The sequence below is a fragment of the Amycolatopsis nivea genome, from assembly GCF_004522235.1.
Classification (GTDB): domain Bacteria; phylum Actinomycetota; class Actinomycetes; order Mycobacteriales; family Pseudonocardiaceae; genus Amycolatopsis; species Amycolatopsis nivea.
In genome coordinates this window covers 72249-92053 of sequence record NZ_SDLT01000041.1, presented here as the reverse complement: position 1 = coordinate 92053, position 19805 = coordinate 72249, and the positions used below count along the sequence as shown (strand labels likewise).

Annotated in this window: 9 protein-coding genes; 6 read left to right on the top strand and 3 right to left on the bottom strand. The window is 66.5% G+C overall.

The window, feature by feature from the left end; all coding sequences use genetic code 11:
* The first annotated feature begins 129 nt into the window (after positions 1–129).
* From EIZ44_RS35880 to EIZ44_RS35855, 6 genes are all read left to right on the top strand, one after another.
* The gene (locus tag EIZ44_RS35880) at positions 130–5298 is read left to right on the top strand and encodes an RHS repeat-associated core domain-containing protein (RefSeq protein ID WP_134733561.1); all 5169 of its coding nucleotides are present in this window, start codon (positions 130–132) and stop codon (positions 5296–5298) included.
* A gap of 100 nt (positions 5299–5398) precedes the next feature.
* Positions 5399–6154: a barstar family protein gene (locus tag EIZ44_RS35875; protein ID WP_134662607.1), complete on the top strand. Its 756-nt coding sequence runs from the start codon at positions 5399–5401 to the stop codon at positions 6152–6154.
* 245 nt (positions 6155–6399) lie between these two features.
* The gene (locus EIZ44_RS45805) at positions 6400–7587 is read left to right on the top strand and encodes a reverse transcriptase domain-containing protein (protein WP_081684743.1); all 1188 of its coding nucleotides are present in this window, start codon (positions 6400–6402) and stop codon (positions 7585–7587) included.
* A 39-nt stretch (positions 7588–7626) separates the two neighbouring features.
* On the top strand, positions 7627–12972 hold the full coding sequence (locus EIZ44_RS35865; protein WP_043829528.1) for an NACHT domain-containing protein: 5346 nt from the start codon (positions 7627–7629) through the stop codon (positions 12970–12972).
* A 209-nt stretch (positions 12973–13181) separates the two neighbouring features.
* Complete coding sequence (locus EIZ44_RS35860) at positions 13182–13958, top strand: hypothetical protein (protein WP_043829525.1); 777 nt, start codon at positions 13182–13184, stop codon at positions 13956–13958.
* 601 nt (positions 13959–14559) lie between these two features.
* Complete coding sequence (locus EIZ44_RS35855; protein WP_158691373.1) at positions 14560–15861, top strand: NAD(P)H-binding protein; 1302 nt, start codon at positions 14560–14562, stop codon at positions 15859–15861.
* 37 nt (positions 15862–15898) lie between these two features.
* Here EIZ44_RS35855 and EIZ44_RS35850 read toward each other — a convergent pair whose 3' ends face one another.
* The 3 genes from EIZ44_RS35850 to EIZ44_RS35840 form a co-directional block, all read right to left on the bottom strand.
* Positions 15899–17197, bottom strand: coding sequence for a PucR family transcriptional regulator (locus tag EIZ44_RS35850; RefSeq protein ID WP_051171850.1), 1299 nt, complete (start codon positions 17195–17197; stop codon positions 15899–15901).
* Positions 17198–17516: 319 nt separating this feature from the next.
* The gene (locus EIZ44_RS35845) at positions 17517–18914 is read right to left on the bottom strand and encodes an NAD(P)/FAD-dependent oxidoreductase (RefSeq protein WP_037816910.1); all 1398 of its coding nucleotides are present in this window, start codon (positions 18912–18914) and stop codon (positions 17517–17519) included.
* On the bottom strand, positions 18905–19627 hold the full coding sequence (locus tag EIZ44_RS35840; protein ID WP_043829523.1) for a DsbA family oxidoreductase: 723 nt from the start codon (positions 19625–19627) through the stop codon (positions 18905–18907). Before EIZ44_RS35840 ends, EIZ44_RS35845 begins: the two co-directional genes overlap by 10 nt.
* Positions 19628–19805 lie beyond the last annotated feature (178 nt).

Sequence of the window (19805 nt, the reverse complement as noted above, 5' to 3'; positions counted from 1 at the left end):
CCCCCTGATCTCGGATGTCCGTCAAAACGGGTCAGGCCCACGACCCCGACCTTCGCCTGCGACCCGGCACAGCTGACCAAAACCAACGCCACCCACTGGCCGGATGTGCCGTTCGACCGGATCTGCACGGTGGGAACCACGTGCCTCAGCGCCTCGCCCACGTTCTTCAGCCGCAAGCGCTACACCGCCGTGACCGGGCAAGTCACCGACGGAAACGGCGGCTGGAAACCGGCAGTGTCCTGGACTCTCGGGCAGTCCTACCCGACCACCGGCGACGGCGGCAGTCCGGCACTGTGGCTCGACTCGATCACCCAGACCGGCCTGGCCAACACCTCCAGCGCACAGCCCGCGATCTCGTTGCCGCCGACGCTGTTCCACGGCGTTCCCAAAGCCAACCGCGTTGACGCCACCCATGGCTACACAGCACTCACGCGTCAGCGGATCGACGCGATCACCAGTTCGACCGGCGGCGTCACCAGCGTGAAATACGCCGAACCCGAATGCGTCACGGGCACGAAAATGCCCGCGTCCCCGGAAAGCAACACGCTCGCCTGCTACCCCGTCTACTGGACCCCCGGAGGGCTGGAAGACCCGATCCTCGACTGGTTCAACAAATACCCGGTCACCGAAGTCAAAGAAGACGGCCGGACCGCGCTGTCCCAGCAGATCGTCACGCACTACGACTACCTCGGCGGCGCTGCCTGGCACCATGAGGACACCCCGCTCATCAACCCGAAGTACCGGACCTGGTCGCAATTCCGCGGATACGGCGAGGTGAAGACGACCAAAGGCGCCGCGGCCGGCGACCCGTCCGGTCCGCAGACGATCAGCGACACCCGGTACTTGCGCGGAATGGACGGCGACACCCTGCCCGGAGGGGGACGGCGAAGCGTCTCGGTGCCCAGCTACTGGGGCGAGAACGTCACCGATCTGGACCAATACGCCGGATTCACCCGGGAAAGCCTCACCTACCTCGACGGTCGCGTGATCGTGGACCACCTGAGCGACCCATGGCGCAGCCCGGCCGCCACCGCGACCGACACCGACGGGTTCCAGTCCTTCTACACCGGCACCGCGGTCGACCGGTCCCGGGTCTGGAGCGACTCCGCGCAGCAATGGCAGGCAAGTCGCACGACCACGACCTACGGCGACTACGGCCTGGCCACCGCGACCGAAACAGTCGGTGCGTTCAACGGAACGACGCCGGATCCGGCCCAGAGCACCTGCACCAAGGCGACTTATCTTGCCAACACCGGTGCCTGGCTGCTCAACTCCGTGCAACGCGAAACCAAATTCGCTGCTACGTGCGCCACCGGGCCTAGTGCATCGACCATCGTCTCGGACACCAAGAACTCCTACGACTCCCAGCCCTACGGCACGCCTCCGACCATCGGGGACGTCACCCAATCCGACGAACTGGACACATGGCCGGCTGGGGGAGCGGAGACCTTCCGCAGCCCGGACAGCACCACGACGTTCGACGAGTACGGCCGCAGCCTGAAGGTGACCGACCATCGCGGCCGCGCGACCACCACGTCCTACACACCCCGTACCGGCGGGCCCGTCACACAGATCGCCACCACCACACCGCCGGTCAGCGCGACCGACTCCAGAACGTTCACCTCGACAAAGGTGATCGACCCGGTATCCGGGTCGGTTCTGTCCGAGACCGACAACAGCGGTCTGCGCACCGACGCCGCCTACGACCCGCTCGGCCGCATCACCGCGGTCTGGGCACCCGGGCACGACAAAACCCGCAACGCTCCGGCGACCACGACTTACCAGTACTTCGTCACCGCGGACGCCGGGAAAATCAGTTACGTCGCTACAGCGGCGCTGCTCTCCAACGCGCACTACTCCACGAGCTACTCGCTCGTCGACGGGTTGGGTCGCACCGTGCAGACGCAAGGTCCGACGCCGTATGCGCAAGGCGGAAGGCTCCTGACCGACAAACTCTATGACTCCCAGGGCCGGGTATACATCGACCACAACAACTATTGGAACGGCGACTCCGGCCCGGACAAGACGCTGCACGTCGTACAGGACAACGCTGTCCCGAACAGCACCTTCACCACCTACGACAGCGCTGGCCGCAGCATCGCGGCCGCCTACGTCCACGACGGCACCGAACAATGGCGCACCACCACGGTCTACGACGGCCAGCGGACTGTCACCATCCCGCCTGCCGGAGGCAGCGCCGTCGGCACAGTGATCAACGGCCTCGGCCAGAACGTCCGCACCCTGCAGTACCACGATCGCGACCACACCGGCGCGAACGACGCCGCGGACGTCACCACCTACACCTACGCGCCGAACGGCCAGCTGGCGACCATCACCGACGCCACCGGCAAGAACACCTGGACGACCACCTACGACCTGCACGGCCATCAGGCGAGCACCACCGACCCCGACACCGGGACCACGACCTACACCTACGACGACGCCGACCAGTTAGCGACAACCACTGACGCCGAGCACCGCACGCTCGCCTTCGCCTACGACAACCTCGGACGCAAGACCGCCGAATACCAGGATTCGCCCAGCGGCACGAAGCTGGCCGCCTGGACCTACGACACCGTCCTTCCCGGCAAGCCGACCGGTTCCACCCGCTACGCCGACGGCCGCGCCTACTCGACGGCCGTGACCGGCTACGACACAGCCGGCCGGGCCACCGGGGTCCGCTACACCATTCCCAACTTCGAAACCGGCCTCGGCGGCACGTACAGCTTCGCCACCGCCTACGACCCGCTCAGCGGCGCTGTCACGAACACCACCAGCCCGGGCAAAGGCGGCCTGCCACAGGAAACGATCTTCCACGACTACGGGCCGCTCGGCCAGCCCACCGGCCTGCGCTCCTCATCGACTTCGGGCACATCGCTGTACCTGGTGTCCAACACCCAGTACAACACCCAAGGCCAGGTCATGCGCCTGGACTTCCAGGACCCCGCCAGCCCCAACCAGGTCTCGATCCACAACGACTACGACGACGGCACCAGCCGACTCACCGGAACTCTCGTGCAGCGCGCCACCACGACCGCGCACGACATCAGCAACCGCACCTACAACTACCTGCCGGCCGGAAATCTCGCCAAGCTGGCCGACACCCCGCAAGACGGCGCCGCCGACGTCCAGTGCTTCCGCTACGACAGCCGCCAGCGACTCACCACCGCCTGGACCCCGGCTTCCGCGGACTGCGCCCCCGACCCGGCTGCCAACGCACTGGGCGGTGCGGCGCCGTACTGGACGTCGTGGGCATTCGACGTCGCCGACAACCGCGTCCAGCAGGTCCAGCACTCGACCGGCGGCGACGCGACCACCACAACGACCTACCCGAACCCAGGCGCAGCGTCACCGCACGCTCCCCAGACGGTCACCCGTGTCAGCGGCAACGCCACCAGTGCCAGCGCCGCCGGCTACGACAACACCGGCCGCACCAAAACCCGCGGACCGGCGGGAGCCGGCCAGACCTTCACCTACGACGCGGAAGGACGCATCGCCTCGATCGCCGAGGCCGACGGCAAAACCAGCACCTACGTCTACGACGCCGACGGCAACCGCCTCATCACCCGCGACCCGACCGGCGTGACATTGACCGTCGGCGACACCGAACTTCACGTCGCCGCGGGCAGCGCTACCCCGGTCGGGACGCGCTATTACAGCTACAACGGTCAGCCCGTCGCCGAACGCAATGCCGTCGCCGGGGTGTCATGGCTGATCACGGACAACCAGGGCACGTCGTACGCCACGGTGGACGCGGCGAACCTGACCGTGCACAAGCGATACCAAGATCCCTACGGCGTTCCCCGCGGCACACCGGATGGACCCTGGGCCGACAACCACGGCTTCCTCGGCGGCTACCAGAACACCACCGGCCTCACTCACCTCGGCGCACGCGACTACGACCCTGCCACCGGGACGTTCGTGACGCCGGACCCGGTCCTGGACCCGACGAACCCGCTGCACTTCAACGCCTACACCTACGGCTTCGACAACCCGCTCGCCAACACCGACCCGACCGGCCTCGAGCCGATGCTTTCCGAGTGCGCGGGTGCGGACGACCGGCTTGCTTGCGAGAACTGGGGTTACACCGCCAGCACTGGCAGCGCGTCCGACGACGCCTTCTACAACAAGTACCGCAGGTCCTCCGTCCGGATGTGCAACTGGAGCCGCGACTGCCTGACCAAGTACAGCGACGTCACCGAACGAAACAGAAAACCGCCAATTCGGGACCGAGCCCTGCACATCTACCACGAATTCCACCACGAGGGAATGACGATCAAGGAGATCCTGCAGGCGGGCTGGCAGATGACCGGAATCCCCGACGCCATCGAATGCTTCACCGAGGGTGCGGCGGGCCCGTGCCTGGCGACCCTCGCCTCGCTCATACCGATCGGCAAGGGAGCCAAGGCGATCGAGGCGATCGCCGAGTCCGCCCGCTTCTCCGAAGCGGCACAAGCCGTCCGCATCGTGGACGACGTCGTCAAGGACGAGAGCAAGGCCGCTGAAGGGGCGATCACCCCTGAATTTTCCTGTCCGATCGCGCACAGTTTCACCGGCGACACCCTGGTATTGCTGGCGGACGGTTCGACCAAACCGATCTCCGAGATCAAGGTCGGCGACATCGTTGCCGACAGCGACCCGACGACGGGTCGTGTGCAACAGCACCCGGTGACAGCGGTCCACGTGACCAGTGACGACCGCGACCGGGTCGAACTGGACCTCGCCGATGCCGAGGGTCGTTCGCTGCGGACGACTGAGCACCATCAAATCTGGGAACTCCGGACGAAACACTGGGTCGAAGCCGGGCAGTTGCGGCCGGGTGATCAGGTGTCGGCTCCTGGCGGTCCCGTCACGATCGAGCGCGTTTCGCGGTATCGAGGCGTCGGGTTGACCTACGACCTTACTGTCGAAAGTTTGCACGCGTACTATGTGCTGGCGGGCGAGACTCCGGTCCTCGTTCACAACAGCGATGGCTGTTCTACCGGGAAGCTGTCGGATCCGCTTCCACAGGGGATGTCGAGGCTGTTCCTCGATGCCTATGACGAAATCAGAGCCGGGAGAGGCGTTCCGCAGACGGATCCTGCCACTGGAGCGCAGAAGGTATTCGAAGGTAGGGCGCCTCACGAGAGGCGGTGGGCGGGTGCCTTGGAGTATCGAGTTCCCGGATCTAAGGGTGACAGATCTCGGATTCTAGCGAAGACCCTGCCCGATGGTCGGACAGTGATGGGGTGGACGACTGACCACTACGCGACGATCAAGACCTTCAGCGCGCCACACTTCCCTGACGCTGGGTGGTAGTAGGTAGAAGTGCATGCAGTGGAGAGTCCGGAGAGGTCTCCGTCAGACTTCTCCGGACTCTCCGCTAGAATTCACCTGGTTGACAGTGGGAAGGTGCGAGATGAGTGAACGCGGCCCGGATATTCCGCTCTATCGCCTAGTCGAAGAAGAGTCCGGAACGGTCATTATCGCGGCGCATGAAATCAACGGGTTCTTTGTGGAGACGGATCACGCACAGTCAGAGGACGTCTTGATCTTCGGGTCTGCGCGAGAACCGGTCCGCCTCGGCAAAGACCTGTCAGGCGTAGAGTTGCGCGTGGTCAACTCACTCGGCAACGCGATCGGGTCGTATTACATCGGGCGGGTACGGCTGCTCTCTACGTTCGAGGGTAAGGAAAGCCCCGGGCGGGGTGGCTTTGTTGCGACCTTCTATGGCTATACCTGCCCGTATGTCGCAGCGGGAGCGATCTGGCGTCGATGGTCTTCAGGGAATCCCCTTATGAAGGGGGAGTGGGTGGGGTATCCCATCAAATCGCATGATAGCTGGCTTCATGTGGTTCAGAATTCTTGGTTCGAAACTGGACATGCGGCTAAGAGGTACGGCATTGGCGAAATCTGCGTAATCGATGGAAGTCAGATCTTTGGTGAAGGCAGCTTCTATTGTGCGCTTGGCGAAGCGGTTAATGGTCCCGGCGGATATTTTGGATCCACTCTTGACGGCCTTGCTGACTGCCTTGCGTCGTCCCGAAACGCTAGTGCTTCGTTTAAGTTGGTATGGGAACACTTTTCCGGTGCGCAAGAAAGGATGGGTGCCTCGCTGGCGGCGTCCGCTATAGACGTTCTGAGAGAATTCGGCGTAGGCGTGACACTCAGGTAGCAGCGCTCGATTTCTGGGCGTCAGAAGTGCAAAACTGAAGGCCCATAAAGCAGTTCCTGGTGGGCCTTCAGCGGGTCTTGACGGCAGTAGTTGACGGCAACGTCAGCGTACGAAGGCGGCACAAGGTGGCGGTTCGTCGCCGTCGGAGCCGGCCGTCTCGGTGATCGACGAGCCGTTGAGTGCAGTGCCGAGCGTGTCGATGGCGTCGCGCTGGAGGCGGAGTGATTCCCAAGGCGAACGGAAAGATGCGTCGTCTGGGAATCCCTACCACGGCCGACCGGGTGGTCCAAGCGGCCCTGAAGCTGGTGTTGGAGCCGATTTTCGAGGTGAACTTTCACCCATGCTCCTACGGGTTCCGCCCCGGACACCAGGCACAGGACGCGATCGCCGAGACATGGTTCTTGGCCAAGCACTCCTACGAGCGGGTGGTCGAGGGCGACATCGAGGCGTGCTTCGACACGATCGACCACACGACCCTGATGGACCAGGTGCGACGTCGAGTCGGAGACAGACGCATGCTGGCTCTGGTGAAGGCATTCCTGAAGGCCGGAATCCTCAACCAGGACAGGCAGTTCAGGACTGCGGACTTCCAGCAGCGCGTGTTGCTGTTCGCCGGTGAGCGTGAACGACGAGCCGCCGTCGATGGTATTCTCGAGGTCCTCGAACAGGGACACCGGCGCGGCGTGCGGGGCGGTCAGGAACTCCTCGACCGCGTCCGGAGCCGGCGCGGCGAGGCCCAACCGCGCCGCCAACGCGGACGTCGCGGCCAGGTCGTCGCGGCCGAGCAAGGACACTTCGGGCACGGGCGAGGATGCGCGCAGCCGCTCGATCTCGCCGGGCGGGGCGTTGTGCAGGATCGCGGTGCCGCGGACGTCGAACTTCAGTTCAGTCCGGCGTACCCACTGCTGGAGATAGGCGATGTATCCGGCGGCCTGCGCGGCCGGATGGGGCCGCACCTCGCCCCGGATGCGCACCTGCGAGCCGCCCATGTTCTTGCAGCGGTCCCATTGCTTGAGTTCCACGACGACAACGGCGAGCTGGCCGTCGTCCGCTGTGTCCAAGAGCAGTGCGTCGACCCGCTCGCTGCTGCCGGTCAGCGTGTACTCCAGGCACAGCCACAATTCTCCCAGGCCCGCGTCCACCAGCGCGTCGAGCATCGGCGGCCAGCTCGCGTGCCAGCTCCGGCGCTCCGCGTCCCCCGCTGGCTCCTCGTGGATTTGTTCGAACCGGCGTGCACACGCGCCGACGAATGCTGTCGCGGACGCCGACATCTCCTCGGCGGCCGCGCGGACCGTTCCCCCGTAGACGTACATGTGGACTGGGTACCAGAACCAACCGACAATTCCAGCGAAGACCCCGATTTCGGCGGACCGGATTGGTCGGCTGCCGCGGGGACAGCGTCGACAGAACCCCGCGTCGCGTGCGCGGGTTGATGGCGATGTCGGCGAATTTCGAGACGCCAGAAGTCTTCCGTGCCGCTCCGCGCGTGGGAACATTCGGTCGTGGCGGCGGAGGGAGAACTGGTGGGCCGGGACGAGCGTTGGGAGAACACCAACCGTGTCGAAGGGACCGTCTCCGGCCCCACTGTGCAGGCCGGCTCCATCCAGGGCGGAGTGCATGTCCACCTGCACCTTGACGAATTCGATCGGAATTCCTCGTCGGCGGAGGGGAATCCCGCGCCTTCGTGCGGGAACCCTCGCCTGGGCGATCTTCCGCCGGAGGTCCGGTCGTTGCTGCGCGCCCAGGTGCAGGCGGCTACGGAGCTTCCGTACCGGTTACCCGGTGCTCGTCGGCCGTCGCTGGCCACGGTCTATGTGCGCCAGGAACTCGGTGCCGGCGCGGAGACGACACAGCCGGAGCAGCCGAGCCCGGCCCCGATGCTCGACGACCGCGGGCGGATCGTGGACGTGTCTCGTGCATGGAATGCCCGTGTGGTGGTGCGGCCGCCGGCGCGCGCGGTCCGCGAAGTGCTGGACTCCGACCGGCATCTCGTGATCACCGGCGGTCCGGGGCAAGGAAAATCGACGTTATCTCTGCGTTTGGCAGCGGATATCGCAGAACAGTGGACTGTGTCGGGCGACGTCGCTGCTCCGCTGCCGGACGCCGTGGTGCCGCTGCGGCTCACCGCCCGGGAGCTGGCCGCGCGGTTGGATCTGCCGTTCGCGGAGGCGCTCGCGGCGAGCGCGCGCGTCGAGTACGGCGCGCTGCTGAGTGTCCCGTTGACCGGCTCGGCGCTGAACGACCGGGTCCTCGGCTGTCCCTGGCTGCTGCTGGTGGACGGTCTCGACGAGGTGGCCGGCAGTGGTGAACGGGATCGGCTGGTGTCGGTTCTGGCTGCGTGGGCGTCGAGTTCGCCGGATTCGGCCTACCGCGTGGTGGTGACGACTCGGCCGATCGAGGGTGCCGCGCTGGCTCCGCTGCAGCGCATCGGGGCGGCGCGTTACGAGCTCCAGCCTTTCGACGACGAAGCCTTGCGACGCTTCGCGGAGAACTGGTTCGCCGAGGTCGGTCCTGAACGCGCCCAGCATTTCCTGCGGGACGTCCGCGACGCGCATTTGGACGAACTTGTCTCGGTGCCGTTGCTCGCGACGATCGCGGCGATCACCTACGAGCAGTCCGACGGACAACCCCTGCCGGACAACCAGTACGAACTCTACGACGCGTACCTCGCTTTCCTGGGGGCCGCGCGAACCTGCGCACTGAGACCGTTCGGTCGTCGACGCGCGGCGCTGCTCGAACACCTGGGCCTGGTGCGGCTGGAGCGCGACACCTCGCTCGTCGAGGCGGCACGCGACTGGGCGCTGCGGAACGTCCCGGCACCGGAGCTCGCGGACGGCTGGGAAGCACAGCTGCGCGTGTTCCTGGCGTCAACGGGTCCCTTGGTCGTCCGCGGCGGCGATCTGGCGTTCCTGCACCACAGCTTCGCCGAGCATCTCGCCGCCACGGCGACCGCGCGCACCCTGCCGGAGCAGTTCGATCCGGACGACGACGGGTTCGCGAACCTCCTGCACAGCGCTCTGCCGAAGGACGCCGGGCGCCACGCCCGCGCCGTGCTGCTCCACTACGCGCGCTTGCGTCCCGATCAGGCGGACCCGCTGATGAGCCGCCTGCACGCCGGAAGCTCTGACCAGCATCTGCTCGCCGCGCGGCTCCTCGCACGCCATATCCCGGCGGGCGCTGACACGACCGACGCGTTCATGGCGACGGCCCGTGGCTGGGCCATGACGACCCAGTACGCCGCCGGGGAGATTCTGCGGCAAACCTGCCGCGCCGTACACCATCCGGGACTTGTCGAGTGGCTGCTGGACTTGATGAGAACGAACGACGCTCCATGGCCGTCCCGGGTCGAGGCGGCCTCGGCGCTGGCGATCAGGGTGCGCAGCACCCACAGCTCCGAGGCGACGGCGTTGCTGCGCACCGTCGCAGACGACGACGGCGTGCCGATCGACCATCGCCTCGCCGCCGCCGAAGCCTTGGCCCACAGCGGCACCGCCGAACGCGACACCGCAGAACGAGGCCTCCGCTCGGTTCTGCGCGACCCGCTCGCGTCGGGAAAGAACTGCCGCACAGCCGCGATCGTCCTGTCCGCCTTCGGCGCCCGCGCTCGAGCGGACGCAGTGAAGACCTTGTCGCGGCTGCTGGCAGACCCCGACACGCCGACCGACGACATCGTCGCAGCGGCCACCGGCCTGGTCGAAATCGGCACCGAGTTCCACGAACCCTGCGCTGAAGTGTTCCGCGCTGTATTGCGCGACCCGGTGGACCGGGACAGCATGGCCGGCCGGCGCGACGCTGCGCTCGGGCTGGCGTCCCTGGGACCCCAGTGCCTCGCCGACGCCGCCACCGAGATCACCGCGCTGATCACCGATCGCCGCCGCCACCGCTTCGACCGGGCAACAGCTGCGAACATACTCAGCGAACTCGGCCCGCAACACCGGATCGCCGCGGGCAAACTGCTGACCGAGATCCTCGGAGAACGAGGAATCATGCCGTTCGAACGACAAACTTGCGCGTACCAACTGGCCCAACTGGGCGCAGAGTTCAAGCTCCGCTCCGTTGCCGAGCTGCGTTCGGTGATCACGGACCCCGAGGCGAACACCAACAACATCCTGTTCGCCGCACGCTACCTGGCGGAAATCAGCCCGGAACTGCAGAGCGAAGCGGCCGACACGATGTGGAAACTTCTCGACGACCCCGCTGCCAACGGCGATGACCGCGCGCAAACGCTCGGCGAACTCGCCCGGCTGACCAGCGATCCACACCGACAACAAGCGTTGGACCGGCTGCGCGCCATCGCATCCGATTGCGCCGCGGATCCGTGGGCACGCTTCCGCGCAGCGCAACTCCTAGCCGACATCGGCCCCGAGTTCCACGCCGAAGCGTGTTCGCATCTGCGCGCCCTGGCCGCGAGCGGCCTCGACTCCGAAATCGTCTCGAGGGCCTGGCGGGAACTCCTCATGCTCGATGCATCGGTCCACGACCAGGCGTGCGAAGCTCTGCTCGACTTGGCGTCGTCCGAAGGACCTGCCGGAGCCCTTTCGCTCCACGTTGCCTCTGCGGTGGCATCGACGGATCGCAAGCACGTCGAGCAGGTAGCGCGAGCGCTGAACGCCGTCCAGACCAGCGAAGAACGCAGCCTGCGCGCCCGGATCTCCGCCACCCGCGAACTGGTCGCACTCGGACGCACGTTTCATCGCGGCGCTGCCGGTGCCCTCTGCGAATTGTTGCGCTCGCCGACGAACGTTGACGTGAACCTCACCGCTGCTGTGCAGAGCTTCACCGCGACGGGGACTGGAATACGCGCCGAGGTCGGCGAAGCGCTACGCGACCTGATACTCAATCCGCATTCGTCGTCCGAGGAAAAATGGGACGCCACCGAAGCTCTCGCTATGCTCGGTGATCGAACTAGGCACGAGACGGCGACCGTCCTGCAGTGCATCGCCCGGGACGAATCAGCGGATTTCCGGGTGCGAACCGACGCAGCTCTCGCGCTGGCGAGAATGAACCCCGGCTTCCTGGCGGAAGCCAGAGAAACCGTCTTTCAAATGCGTTCCGAATCGTGGCGGCCCGGGTGGCGCGCCGCTGTTCTCGATCTCGCCGAACTCGGTGCCGAGGTGGTGCCCCAGCTTCAAGCCGTCGCCGGGGATCGCGACGTCGACATCACCGCTCGCAGCGCCGCAGCGGCACTGCTCGCGGCTCTGGCTCCTGATTCCGCCGACAAGGTGCGAGCGGAACTGCAACGCTGGGTCGACGACGACCACCTCGCCTTCGACACGCGCTCCGACATCTGGCAGGTCCTCGTCGAACTCGACCACGCCCTCCGCGAACCAGCGGCCCGCTACCACCAACAGGTGATCGAGGACGAGCAGGAGAACATTGCCCACCGAGCCGCTGCCGCGTACCTCCTCGCGCAGTTGAACCGGGGCGGCAAACGACTGGCGATCGACTTCCTCCGCCGGAACGCCGAGGACCCCCGAATGCCGTCGAACGCGCGGCGCGCAAGCGCCGCATGGCTGGACAACCTCCTCTCCTGGCGTTACGAGCTCAACCCCCTGTTGATCGCTGTCGTGCAAGACCCCTGGACCGAACCCTATGATCGACTTCGCCTCGCCGAGAGGCTCCCGAGAAAGGTGCGCACCGAGATCGAGCGGGCCTTGCTGGCCGACCGCTCCGCCGCGATCGAGGATCGCCTGCCCCAACGCGACGTGTGGGGAGATTTGCCGCTGGCGGCAGAAGCAGAGACGGAAGTGCGCGACGTGCTTGCCGCAGTCGAGTCCCTGCCGTCCGAACGAGTCAGCGCCGCAGCGGCGCTCGCGCGCCTGTCGCGGCGGCATCTGCCTGAAGGGATCCGCCTGCTCAACCGCTTTGCCCAGCAGGAACACGCCGCATACCAGGCCCGGAAAGAACTGGCCGCATTCGGCCCGTCAGTCCGGCGGGAGGTGCAGGACTGGGCGGAGAACCAGCTCCGTAACGAAACGCTGCCATTGCGGGACCGGCTGCGCGCAGCCCGCCTCGCCATGGACATCACCACGGACTTGCCCGATTCTGTGGTCCACTTGATGCGGCAGGTCGCGCAGGACGAGCGGTCGTCGGACCGGGACCGCGTCGATGCGGTCTTCGCGCTGGGGCACATCGACGGTCTCGACAGGCTCCGGGCATTGCGCGACGACCTGCGGCAGACACCTGTCGTCCGGTGGCGAGCAGCCGAGAAACTCCTTGACAGGACCGTCGAGGACCGAGCCTCAGGCTTGCAGCTTCTCCACGGGATCGCCGCGGACGTGGCGGTGAGGCCCGCGTTGCGCCGGTTCGTCGCAGGCACGCTCGCCACGCTCGGAGTGCCGGGCCGCGAACGAGCAGTGACTGTGCTCCGCGGGCTCATGCACGACACAACTGTGGCGACCGCCGTGCGAGCCGAAGCAGCGCAAGCGCTCGCCGATCTCCTTCCCAGCGGTCATCGCGAGGTCTTGAGTGCCTTGCACGGCATGAGGGCGGAGGCACCCTTGTGCCGCAGAAAGATTCTCCTCGCCACCGCCACCATTGATCCTGTGACGGCAGAGGCAGCTCTCAGCGCGATGGCTCGAGACGAGGGACTCGGCGGGGTAGTCCGTGTCCGGTGTGCAGAGGCGCTGGTCGCATTGCGGCGCGACTGGCGGGAAAGAGCTGCCGGGGTCGCGCGAGCTGTGGCCCGCGACGAAACGGCTCCGTCGCACGTTCGGCGGCACGCTGCCCGTGACCTCGCCCGATGGAGCGAGCTGTGCAGAGACGAAGCACGGGCCATGATCCGCGACCTCAACCCGCTGGCCGACGAGCAGTCTTGAACAACGATCGGTTCGGAGTTAATACGCCGCTTTTCTGCTGGAGGCGAGCGTTGCCGAGCGGGCTGCCATCGTCGCCGTGAATTCGGTCGCAGGTTCGAGCCCTGGGCAGGACTACCAAAGGATGGGAACGGGTCTGGCCAGGGAATCTTCACCGGGACGTTGGTGGTCGAGGCGAGCTTCGAGCTTGCGCGCTCGGGCGGGACTCCGTCATGAGCGCGAACTCGCAGGCAGTTGCTCGGTTTGTCACGGTCACGATGGGGCTGGTCATCGGGCTCACTTTCCTCTTTGGGTTCGGGAACGTCTTGAATCTGGCGTTGAAGCCGCAGGTGCCCGTGTTCGTGGCGCCGCTGGTGGCGCCGGCTGTGGACCTGACGGTGCTGGGGTTGCTCGTCGGTACGCGGCACCTTGCCTTGTCCGGGGCCAGCGACGACGTGCTGCGCCCAGCCCGGCGTCTGCTGCTGGCGGCCAGCGTGGTGACTCTGCTGTTGAACGTCGCCGATCCGGTGTGCGCTGGTCAGTGGGGTAAGGCAGCGTTCGACGCGGTCGGCCCGCTATTGTTGATCGGGTGGGCCGAAGCGGGTCCCGGCCTCCTTCGAGCGCTGAGCGCCGCAAATACCAGTCTCGAAGTAGCGCAGTCGTCCACGCCGTCGTCGTTGGCCCCGATGGAGGCTAGCGGGGAGACAGCAAACCCCAGGTCCGTCAGGTGTGATAAGCAATTGGGGGGAGCAACCCGCAAAACCACCGACCTCGACGAGGAACTCGTGGAGCGAGCACGTCGGGCGGACGCTGAACATTGGCAACGTTACCAGCGTCCCATCTCCGCGGAGACACTGCGTAAGCAGCTTCGGGTCGGTGCGACGACTTCGAGGACTCTCGTGGCGGTGATTCGTCCTGAGAATGCACCGGCAAGGATGACCAGCGCCGAGATAGAGGTGGCCTTGCCTAGCTCCGGGGCACAAACAGCATCCCTCCCGGGGCGTCGTTGACGTCGATGTAGATGTATCCGTGCGAGCCCGTACGGCGGAGTCGTCAACCGACAACAAATCGCCGGAGTGACCACGTCAAGGGCCGATGTTCTGCTGCCACCAGTCGGAGTTGTGGTCTGCGTATCGGGGGCGATGCCGAGAAGCCGAGAAGCCGAGAAGCCAGTCATAAGGTTCCGGGTCGGACATCCGTCGGATTCAGTTCCTCGGCTGTGCCGTTTCAGCGGCCTGCCGTTGCTCTGCAGGCCTTCAACAGGTGGCGGTGTACGGATGAGCCGCCTGCCGGTGCGCCTTCACGCGACAGACACGAGCTCGCGGCGGCTCGGGATCAGGGAGGTGCCCCGTCTCCGGTCGGTGAGCGGCGTGCACGGCCCTGATCGTCAAGCGCCGCGGGCTGGTCGTCCGGGCGCCCGTATGCAGGGATCCGAAGATTTGCCGCTGCAGTCTTCGGAATCGCACAACTCACCTGACGGCGACCTGCGGCATTGTCGTTCGGGACATTCGACAGCCCCCGCGGTCGGACTAATTCCACCAGGGCACTCGCCGCCGAGGATGTGCGGTCAGTGCACCACGACGAAAGGACTCTCTCTCCATGTGCCGAGTCTTGGTCATCGGTGCCAGCGGCAAGACCGGGCGACACGTAGTTGCCGGACTTGTTTCCCGAGGCGCCACGGTCCGGGCAGCCTCGCGCACCCCTGAGCAACTCGACGCCCCGGGAGCCGATCCCACCCGGTTCGACTGGCACGATGAGTCGACGTGGGGCCCCGCACTCGAGACCGTTGACGGCGTATACCTCGTGAAGCCCGAGTCTTCGGACGTCGTCGAGGTGGTCGGCAGGTTCCTGGGCGCCATGAAGGCCGTTGGCGCAGCCCGGCTCGTGTTCCTCTCCGAGAGCGCCACCCAGACCCGGTCCGACGACATCACCGAGCGGCACGTGGAGCGGGTGGTGGAGGCCAGCGGTCTGCAGTGGACGATCCTTCGCCCGAGCTGGTATATGGACGACATCGTCGATGCGGAGTTCTTTGGCTCCATGGTCCGCGATGACCGGATTATCGTGATGACCACGGGTGGTTCGGCCACAGCATGGATCGACGCTCGCGACATCGCGGACGTCGCGGCGGAGATACTCGTCAACGGTGGGGAGGTGGGCCGGGCACTTGACCTGACTGGTCCTGAGGCACTGACCCTCGACCAGCTTGCCGAGCGCATCACCGCAGCCGCCGGCGACCCCGTCAAGGGTGTCGAAGAGAGCGTTCTCGAGGCCAAGAGCCGCATGCGCGCCGAGGGGCTAGACGAGGGCTTCGTCGCATACATGACCCGGATAGTCGAGAGCATCGTCGCGGGGGACACGGCCACCGTCACAGGTGAGGTCGAACGGGTGACCGGCCGTCCGCCGCGCAACATCGACGCGTTTTTGGCGGAGCACGCAGCGCAGCTGCGACCTGTTCGGGAAGTGAAGTCCGAGCTGGACGCCGAGTACGCAAATCAGCTTGCGCGTGAAAACGAGGCCCTCTTCCGTCGCCAGATCTCCGCATGGGCGCGAAACGACCTCGATGACCTGATCGACTGCTACACGGATGACATGGTCTATACGGACATGCCGTTTGCGGATCAGCAGGTCCGGGGCAAGGCTGCTTTCCGGGAGTACATGGCGGGTTACAACGCGCTGTTCGCCGGCAGCCAGGTCGAGGTGGAGATCGTGACGCTGGTCGCCTCCAGCGCCAACGTCGTCGGGGAGTTGCTGTGTCGGGCACGTTACGTTGGCACCGGCGCGCCGGAGGGCGGCGTGCCGGTTGAGTGGTACGCCACGCTCGTGGACACGATCGTAGGTCGGAAGATCGTCTCCGAGCACGCTTACTTCGACCCCACGGCCTTCGACAAAGCAGTCGAGCAGACGGCTACCTGAGCGGTGCTTGCGTTCGGCATCGCGCGGCTGCGCTGCCTCAGTCTGGAAGGATTGTCCCGCTTCGCTTCTGTATACTCCGAACAGTTCGGCTGGCTGTGCCCAGTACGGGGCTAAGGCGCCCATCTGGCTGGCCGTCCTCGCCCGCCAAGGCCGGACGGGGTTCGCTGCCCTCGCTCAGGATGTCGGCCAGGCGGAGTGCGATCGCGAGCTCGTCGCGGCGGCGGCTGATCGGGACGCCGAGCCGCTCTTCGATTGACTTCAGCCGGTAGGCGACGGTTCGCTCGTGGATGTGGATACGGATGGCGGTCGCTGCAGCGTTCTCCCCGGTGGCGAAGTACGCCTTCAGCGTCTCGCGCAGGACCTCGGCGCGCTCGTCGGCGTAGCCGAGCGCGCCGAGTTCGCTGGTCATGAAGTCTCGGGCGGCCGGGAGGTCGCCCAGTACCAGGCTCTCAAGGGCAACGTCGTGATAGCAGGTCACCGGCCGCGGCCGCAGGCGACCGACCCGGTAGGCCTGCCATGCGTGCCGATGGCCGAGTCGGAAACCCTCGAGGCCTGCCCCGGGGCGGCCTACGGCCAGATAGGTCGCAGCAGGTAGCTCTACTGAGGTTATGTGCTTCTCGAACGACTCGCCGACCCGGCTGCTGCCGAACCAGGCCAGTGACGTGCCCCCGGTGCCCTCTACGACGAGCAGCGAAGCATCCAGGAGGCTGGCCAGGGCGTGGAGCCCCGCATGTGGTGCGTAACCCCAGGCGACAGCGGCGATGTGTTCGAGCTTGAGGTTGTACCCGAGTTGCTCTGTGTCGGTCGGGACTCCGTTGAGGAGGTCGGTGACGATAGCTCGACGCACCCTGTCACGGCTGTGGAAGAAGTACGCCGACTTCTCCTCCTCGTAGGCCGCCACGACGTCGCGGGTGACCTGGTCGTTCCAGGCGAACTGGTACTCCGCTGCCTGTTTGAGGACCGCGACCTGGCGCGGGCCGTTCGGAACAACGCGCACCGCGGTGTCGAGGATCCAGTTCCAGAGAACGACCTGACCGATCCGCCGGGTCAAGAGCAGGTCCGAGAGCTCGACGCCTGCCTGCGCTGCGATCCGCGCTTCCTGCAACGCGCCTTCCGAGGCTCCGTCTGGCAGCTGCCGGGAGTGGCGGAGTCCGCGGATGATGCTGTTGAGCGCCCCGAAGATGCTCGGCGACTCGGACTCCAGCAGCATCGGATCGTGGCGACCGTAATATTTCGGCGCTCCCGAACGAATGCGCTGCCGGATGGCCTCGCCGATGGCGGGGATGTCGTCGGCCAGTACATCGGCCACCGCACGGAGGTCGTGTTCGATCGACATGTTCGTCCCTCCCGTGGAGGCTGCTCAGGGTGCGATTTCGCGATTGTCACGTCGCCGCCGACGATCTGGCCGCTCTGCCATTCCCCGCTGAACCCGGTTCTCGCCGGCTCTGGAGAGGGCCGGGTTGCGTGGAAGCGCACACTTGCGGACGCCTGCCCGTTGGAACTTGGCTCAATACCAACAATCTGCCACCGTCCTGCGGATGGAGCCTTCCAGTTGAGGCGATTGCCGAGCCCGTGTTCGAGGCTTGCCGGCACCGCTGTTGCGATCGCCGCCTGTCGCCGTGCAGCGACGCGGCCGGTCAGTCCGGAAACGGTGGTCAGACCCAGGAGGTCGGGTCTAGCCGGGTCAGGCCGGCGGTCACCGGACCGGTGCGCCGCCCGGTGTCGCTCGCCTCTTCGGTCCGGATCAATGCCAAGCGGACCAGTTGACCACCGAGGAAGCGGATCGGCTCCGGTGGGAGCCATCCAGTGGGGAGCCGGGTGAGGCCGCAGTCGCTCCACTCGTCGTCGGCTCCGGTCGCAAGACTGGCGAGGATGCGCCCGCCGAGCCGGGAAGGGCCGACGCCGTCGCCTGAGTAGCCGGTGCCTACGAAGACGCGGGGATTGTCAGGCAGCGCGGTGAAGAACGGCAAGGACGTCAGTGAGTACTCGACCGGTGCCCGCCACGACGATATCGCCAGACCGGACAGCTGCGGGAATGAACGCTCGAAGTGGCGGCCAAGCAGCGCCAGATGGGGCACCGGGCCGAACATCGAACTCGCGCCGCGGTCGCGAAACCCGAGGCCGACCCCGCCCTTGCCGAAGAGCAGGCGACCGTCGTCAGTCGTCCGCCAGTAGTTGAGCAGGCGCCGGGAGTCCGAGGCACCGGTGCCCTCCCCTGCAGCTGTTCGGAGTTCGGGGGGAAGCGGTTCGGTGACGAAGTTGTCGCTTGCCGTCATCACCAGGTGCCGGCGGACCCACGGCAGGCTCGACGCCCAGGCGTTGATCGCCAGGACTACCCGGTCCGCGGTCACCACACCACCATCGGTCCGCACCCGGACCGGGCCGGTTCCCTCGATGGCTCGGACCGGGCTCTGTTCGTAGACATCCACACCCAGGTCGGCGGCGGCGCGGCGGAGTCCTCGTGCCAACGCGGCGGGCTGCAGCACTGCGGCGGAGGGATCGAAGGCACCTCCGCGAGCCGGAGAGCCAGCCAGTTCGGCGGCCCGCTCGCGCGAGACCTCGTGCAAGGGAGCCCCGGGCACGTCCGCCAGCGCATCGAGGGTGTCCATCCAGGCGTCGTCCTGGTCCGGGGCGGTCGCAGTCCAGAGCCAGCCGCACCGCCGGATTGACGCGTCAATGGCGTGCGCCCCGGCGAAGGCGATGACGTCCTCGACCGCTTCAGCGGATGCACGGGCCAGGCGCGCACCTTCGTCCGCGCCTGCATGCGCCACTAACGCCGGGTATTTCGGCCAAAGGTTCATCAGGAACCCGGCGTTCGTCCCGCTGGCCCCGCTTCCGCACAATTGCGCCTCGACGACGGCAACGGAGATGCCAGGGTCGCGTTGCTTGAGTTCGATGGCGGTCCACAACCCGGTGTATCCGCCGCCCACGATGCAGACGTCCGCTCGGATCCGGCTCTGGAGCGCCGGACTGCGGTCGTCGTCCTCTCGCAGGGCGTGAGCGAGCCAGTGGCTGGACTGGCTCGCCGCTGTGGGCAGGCTGTTCAGTCGCATCGGTCAACCTTCCCGACCGTGGCCAACGACGTCAGGAGATCGTCGGCCCACTGCGGTTCGTAGGCGACGAACCGCGGGACCCCTCCGTCGGCGGGCGGGGCTGTCCAGTGGTAGTCGACGCCCGGGTTATGCAGCCCGGCAAGATCTTCCGCGGTGAACAGGTGGGGACTGCCCTGGATCTCCGGGCGCCGTGCCGTTCGCCAGTGTTCGTGCACTTCGCGCATCCCGGATCCCTGGCTCAGCGCACGGTCGAGTGCGTCTTGGTTCACGGACTGGCATTCAGCGGCGACGGCGATGATTTCGGAGTGAACGCTGATGCAGCGCTGGTCGGTATAGAACGCGCGGCGAAGGGCCGCGTCCAGCTCGTCGCTGGCGGCCATGCCTCCAACATGCTCCGCCTTGGCGGCCTGGACTGCGGCCATCGCGGGCAGAGTGGTGACCGGATAGGCGTGCTCGTGCGACGTCCACGGCCGCCAACCCAGCTCTGGCCGGAGTCCTGCGATCGCGATGACCTCGGCGTCGATGACCGGTTTCGGCGTCCCTCGCCTGTTGAACAGCTCCAGCGGAAATGCCCGGTGGTCGACGACGAGCGGGATGTCGCGCCGGCTGGCTGCCGTGTGCAGGGTGTCCAGGGCGAGAGACGCCCACGGGCAGCCGATGTCCGACCAAACCGTGACGACCCGCGGTGACGGATGGCGGAGCGGTTCACTCATCAGGCAAGTGTGTTCGACCCTGCTGCCGGAGCTCTTACAGCGAATGGGACAGAACGGCGCGCCGGTTTGTCGTACCGCGACAAAGCACGGAGGTTCGGACGTCGAGGTGATCACCACCGCACCATCCGCCCTGACCTGGTTGTCGTATCGGGAGCACCGCGGGTAAGCCCTTGCAAGG

Bases quoted from the DNA above. Each gene is read 5' to 3' on its own strand.
- EIZ44_RS35845 (WP_037816910.1), bottom strand. From the start codon at position 18,914: ATGCGACTGAACAGCCTGCCCACAGCGGCGAGCCAGTCCAGCCACTGG.
- EIZ44_RS35860 (WP_043829525.1), top strand. From the start codon at position 13,182: ATGAGCGCGAACTCGCAGGCAGTTGCTCGGTTTGTCACGGTCACGATG.
- EIZ44_RS35875 (WP_134662607.1), top strand. From the start codon at position 5,399: ATGAGTGAACGCGGCCCGGATATTCCGCTCTATCGCCTAGTCGAAGAA.
- EIZ44_RS35850 (WP_051171850.1), bottom strand. From the start codon at position 17,197: ATGTCGATCGAACACGACCTCCGTGCGGTGGCCGATGTACTGGCCGAC.
- EIZ44_RS45805 (WP_081684743.1), top strand. From the start codon at position 6,400: ATGCGTCGTCTGGGAATCCCTACCACGGCCGACCGGGTGGTCCAAGCG.
- EIZ44_RS35840 (WP_043829523.1), bottom strand. From the start codon at position 19,627: ATGAGTGAACCGCTCCGCCATCCGTCACCGCGGGTCGTCACGGTTTGG.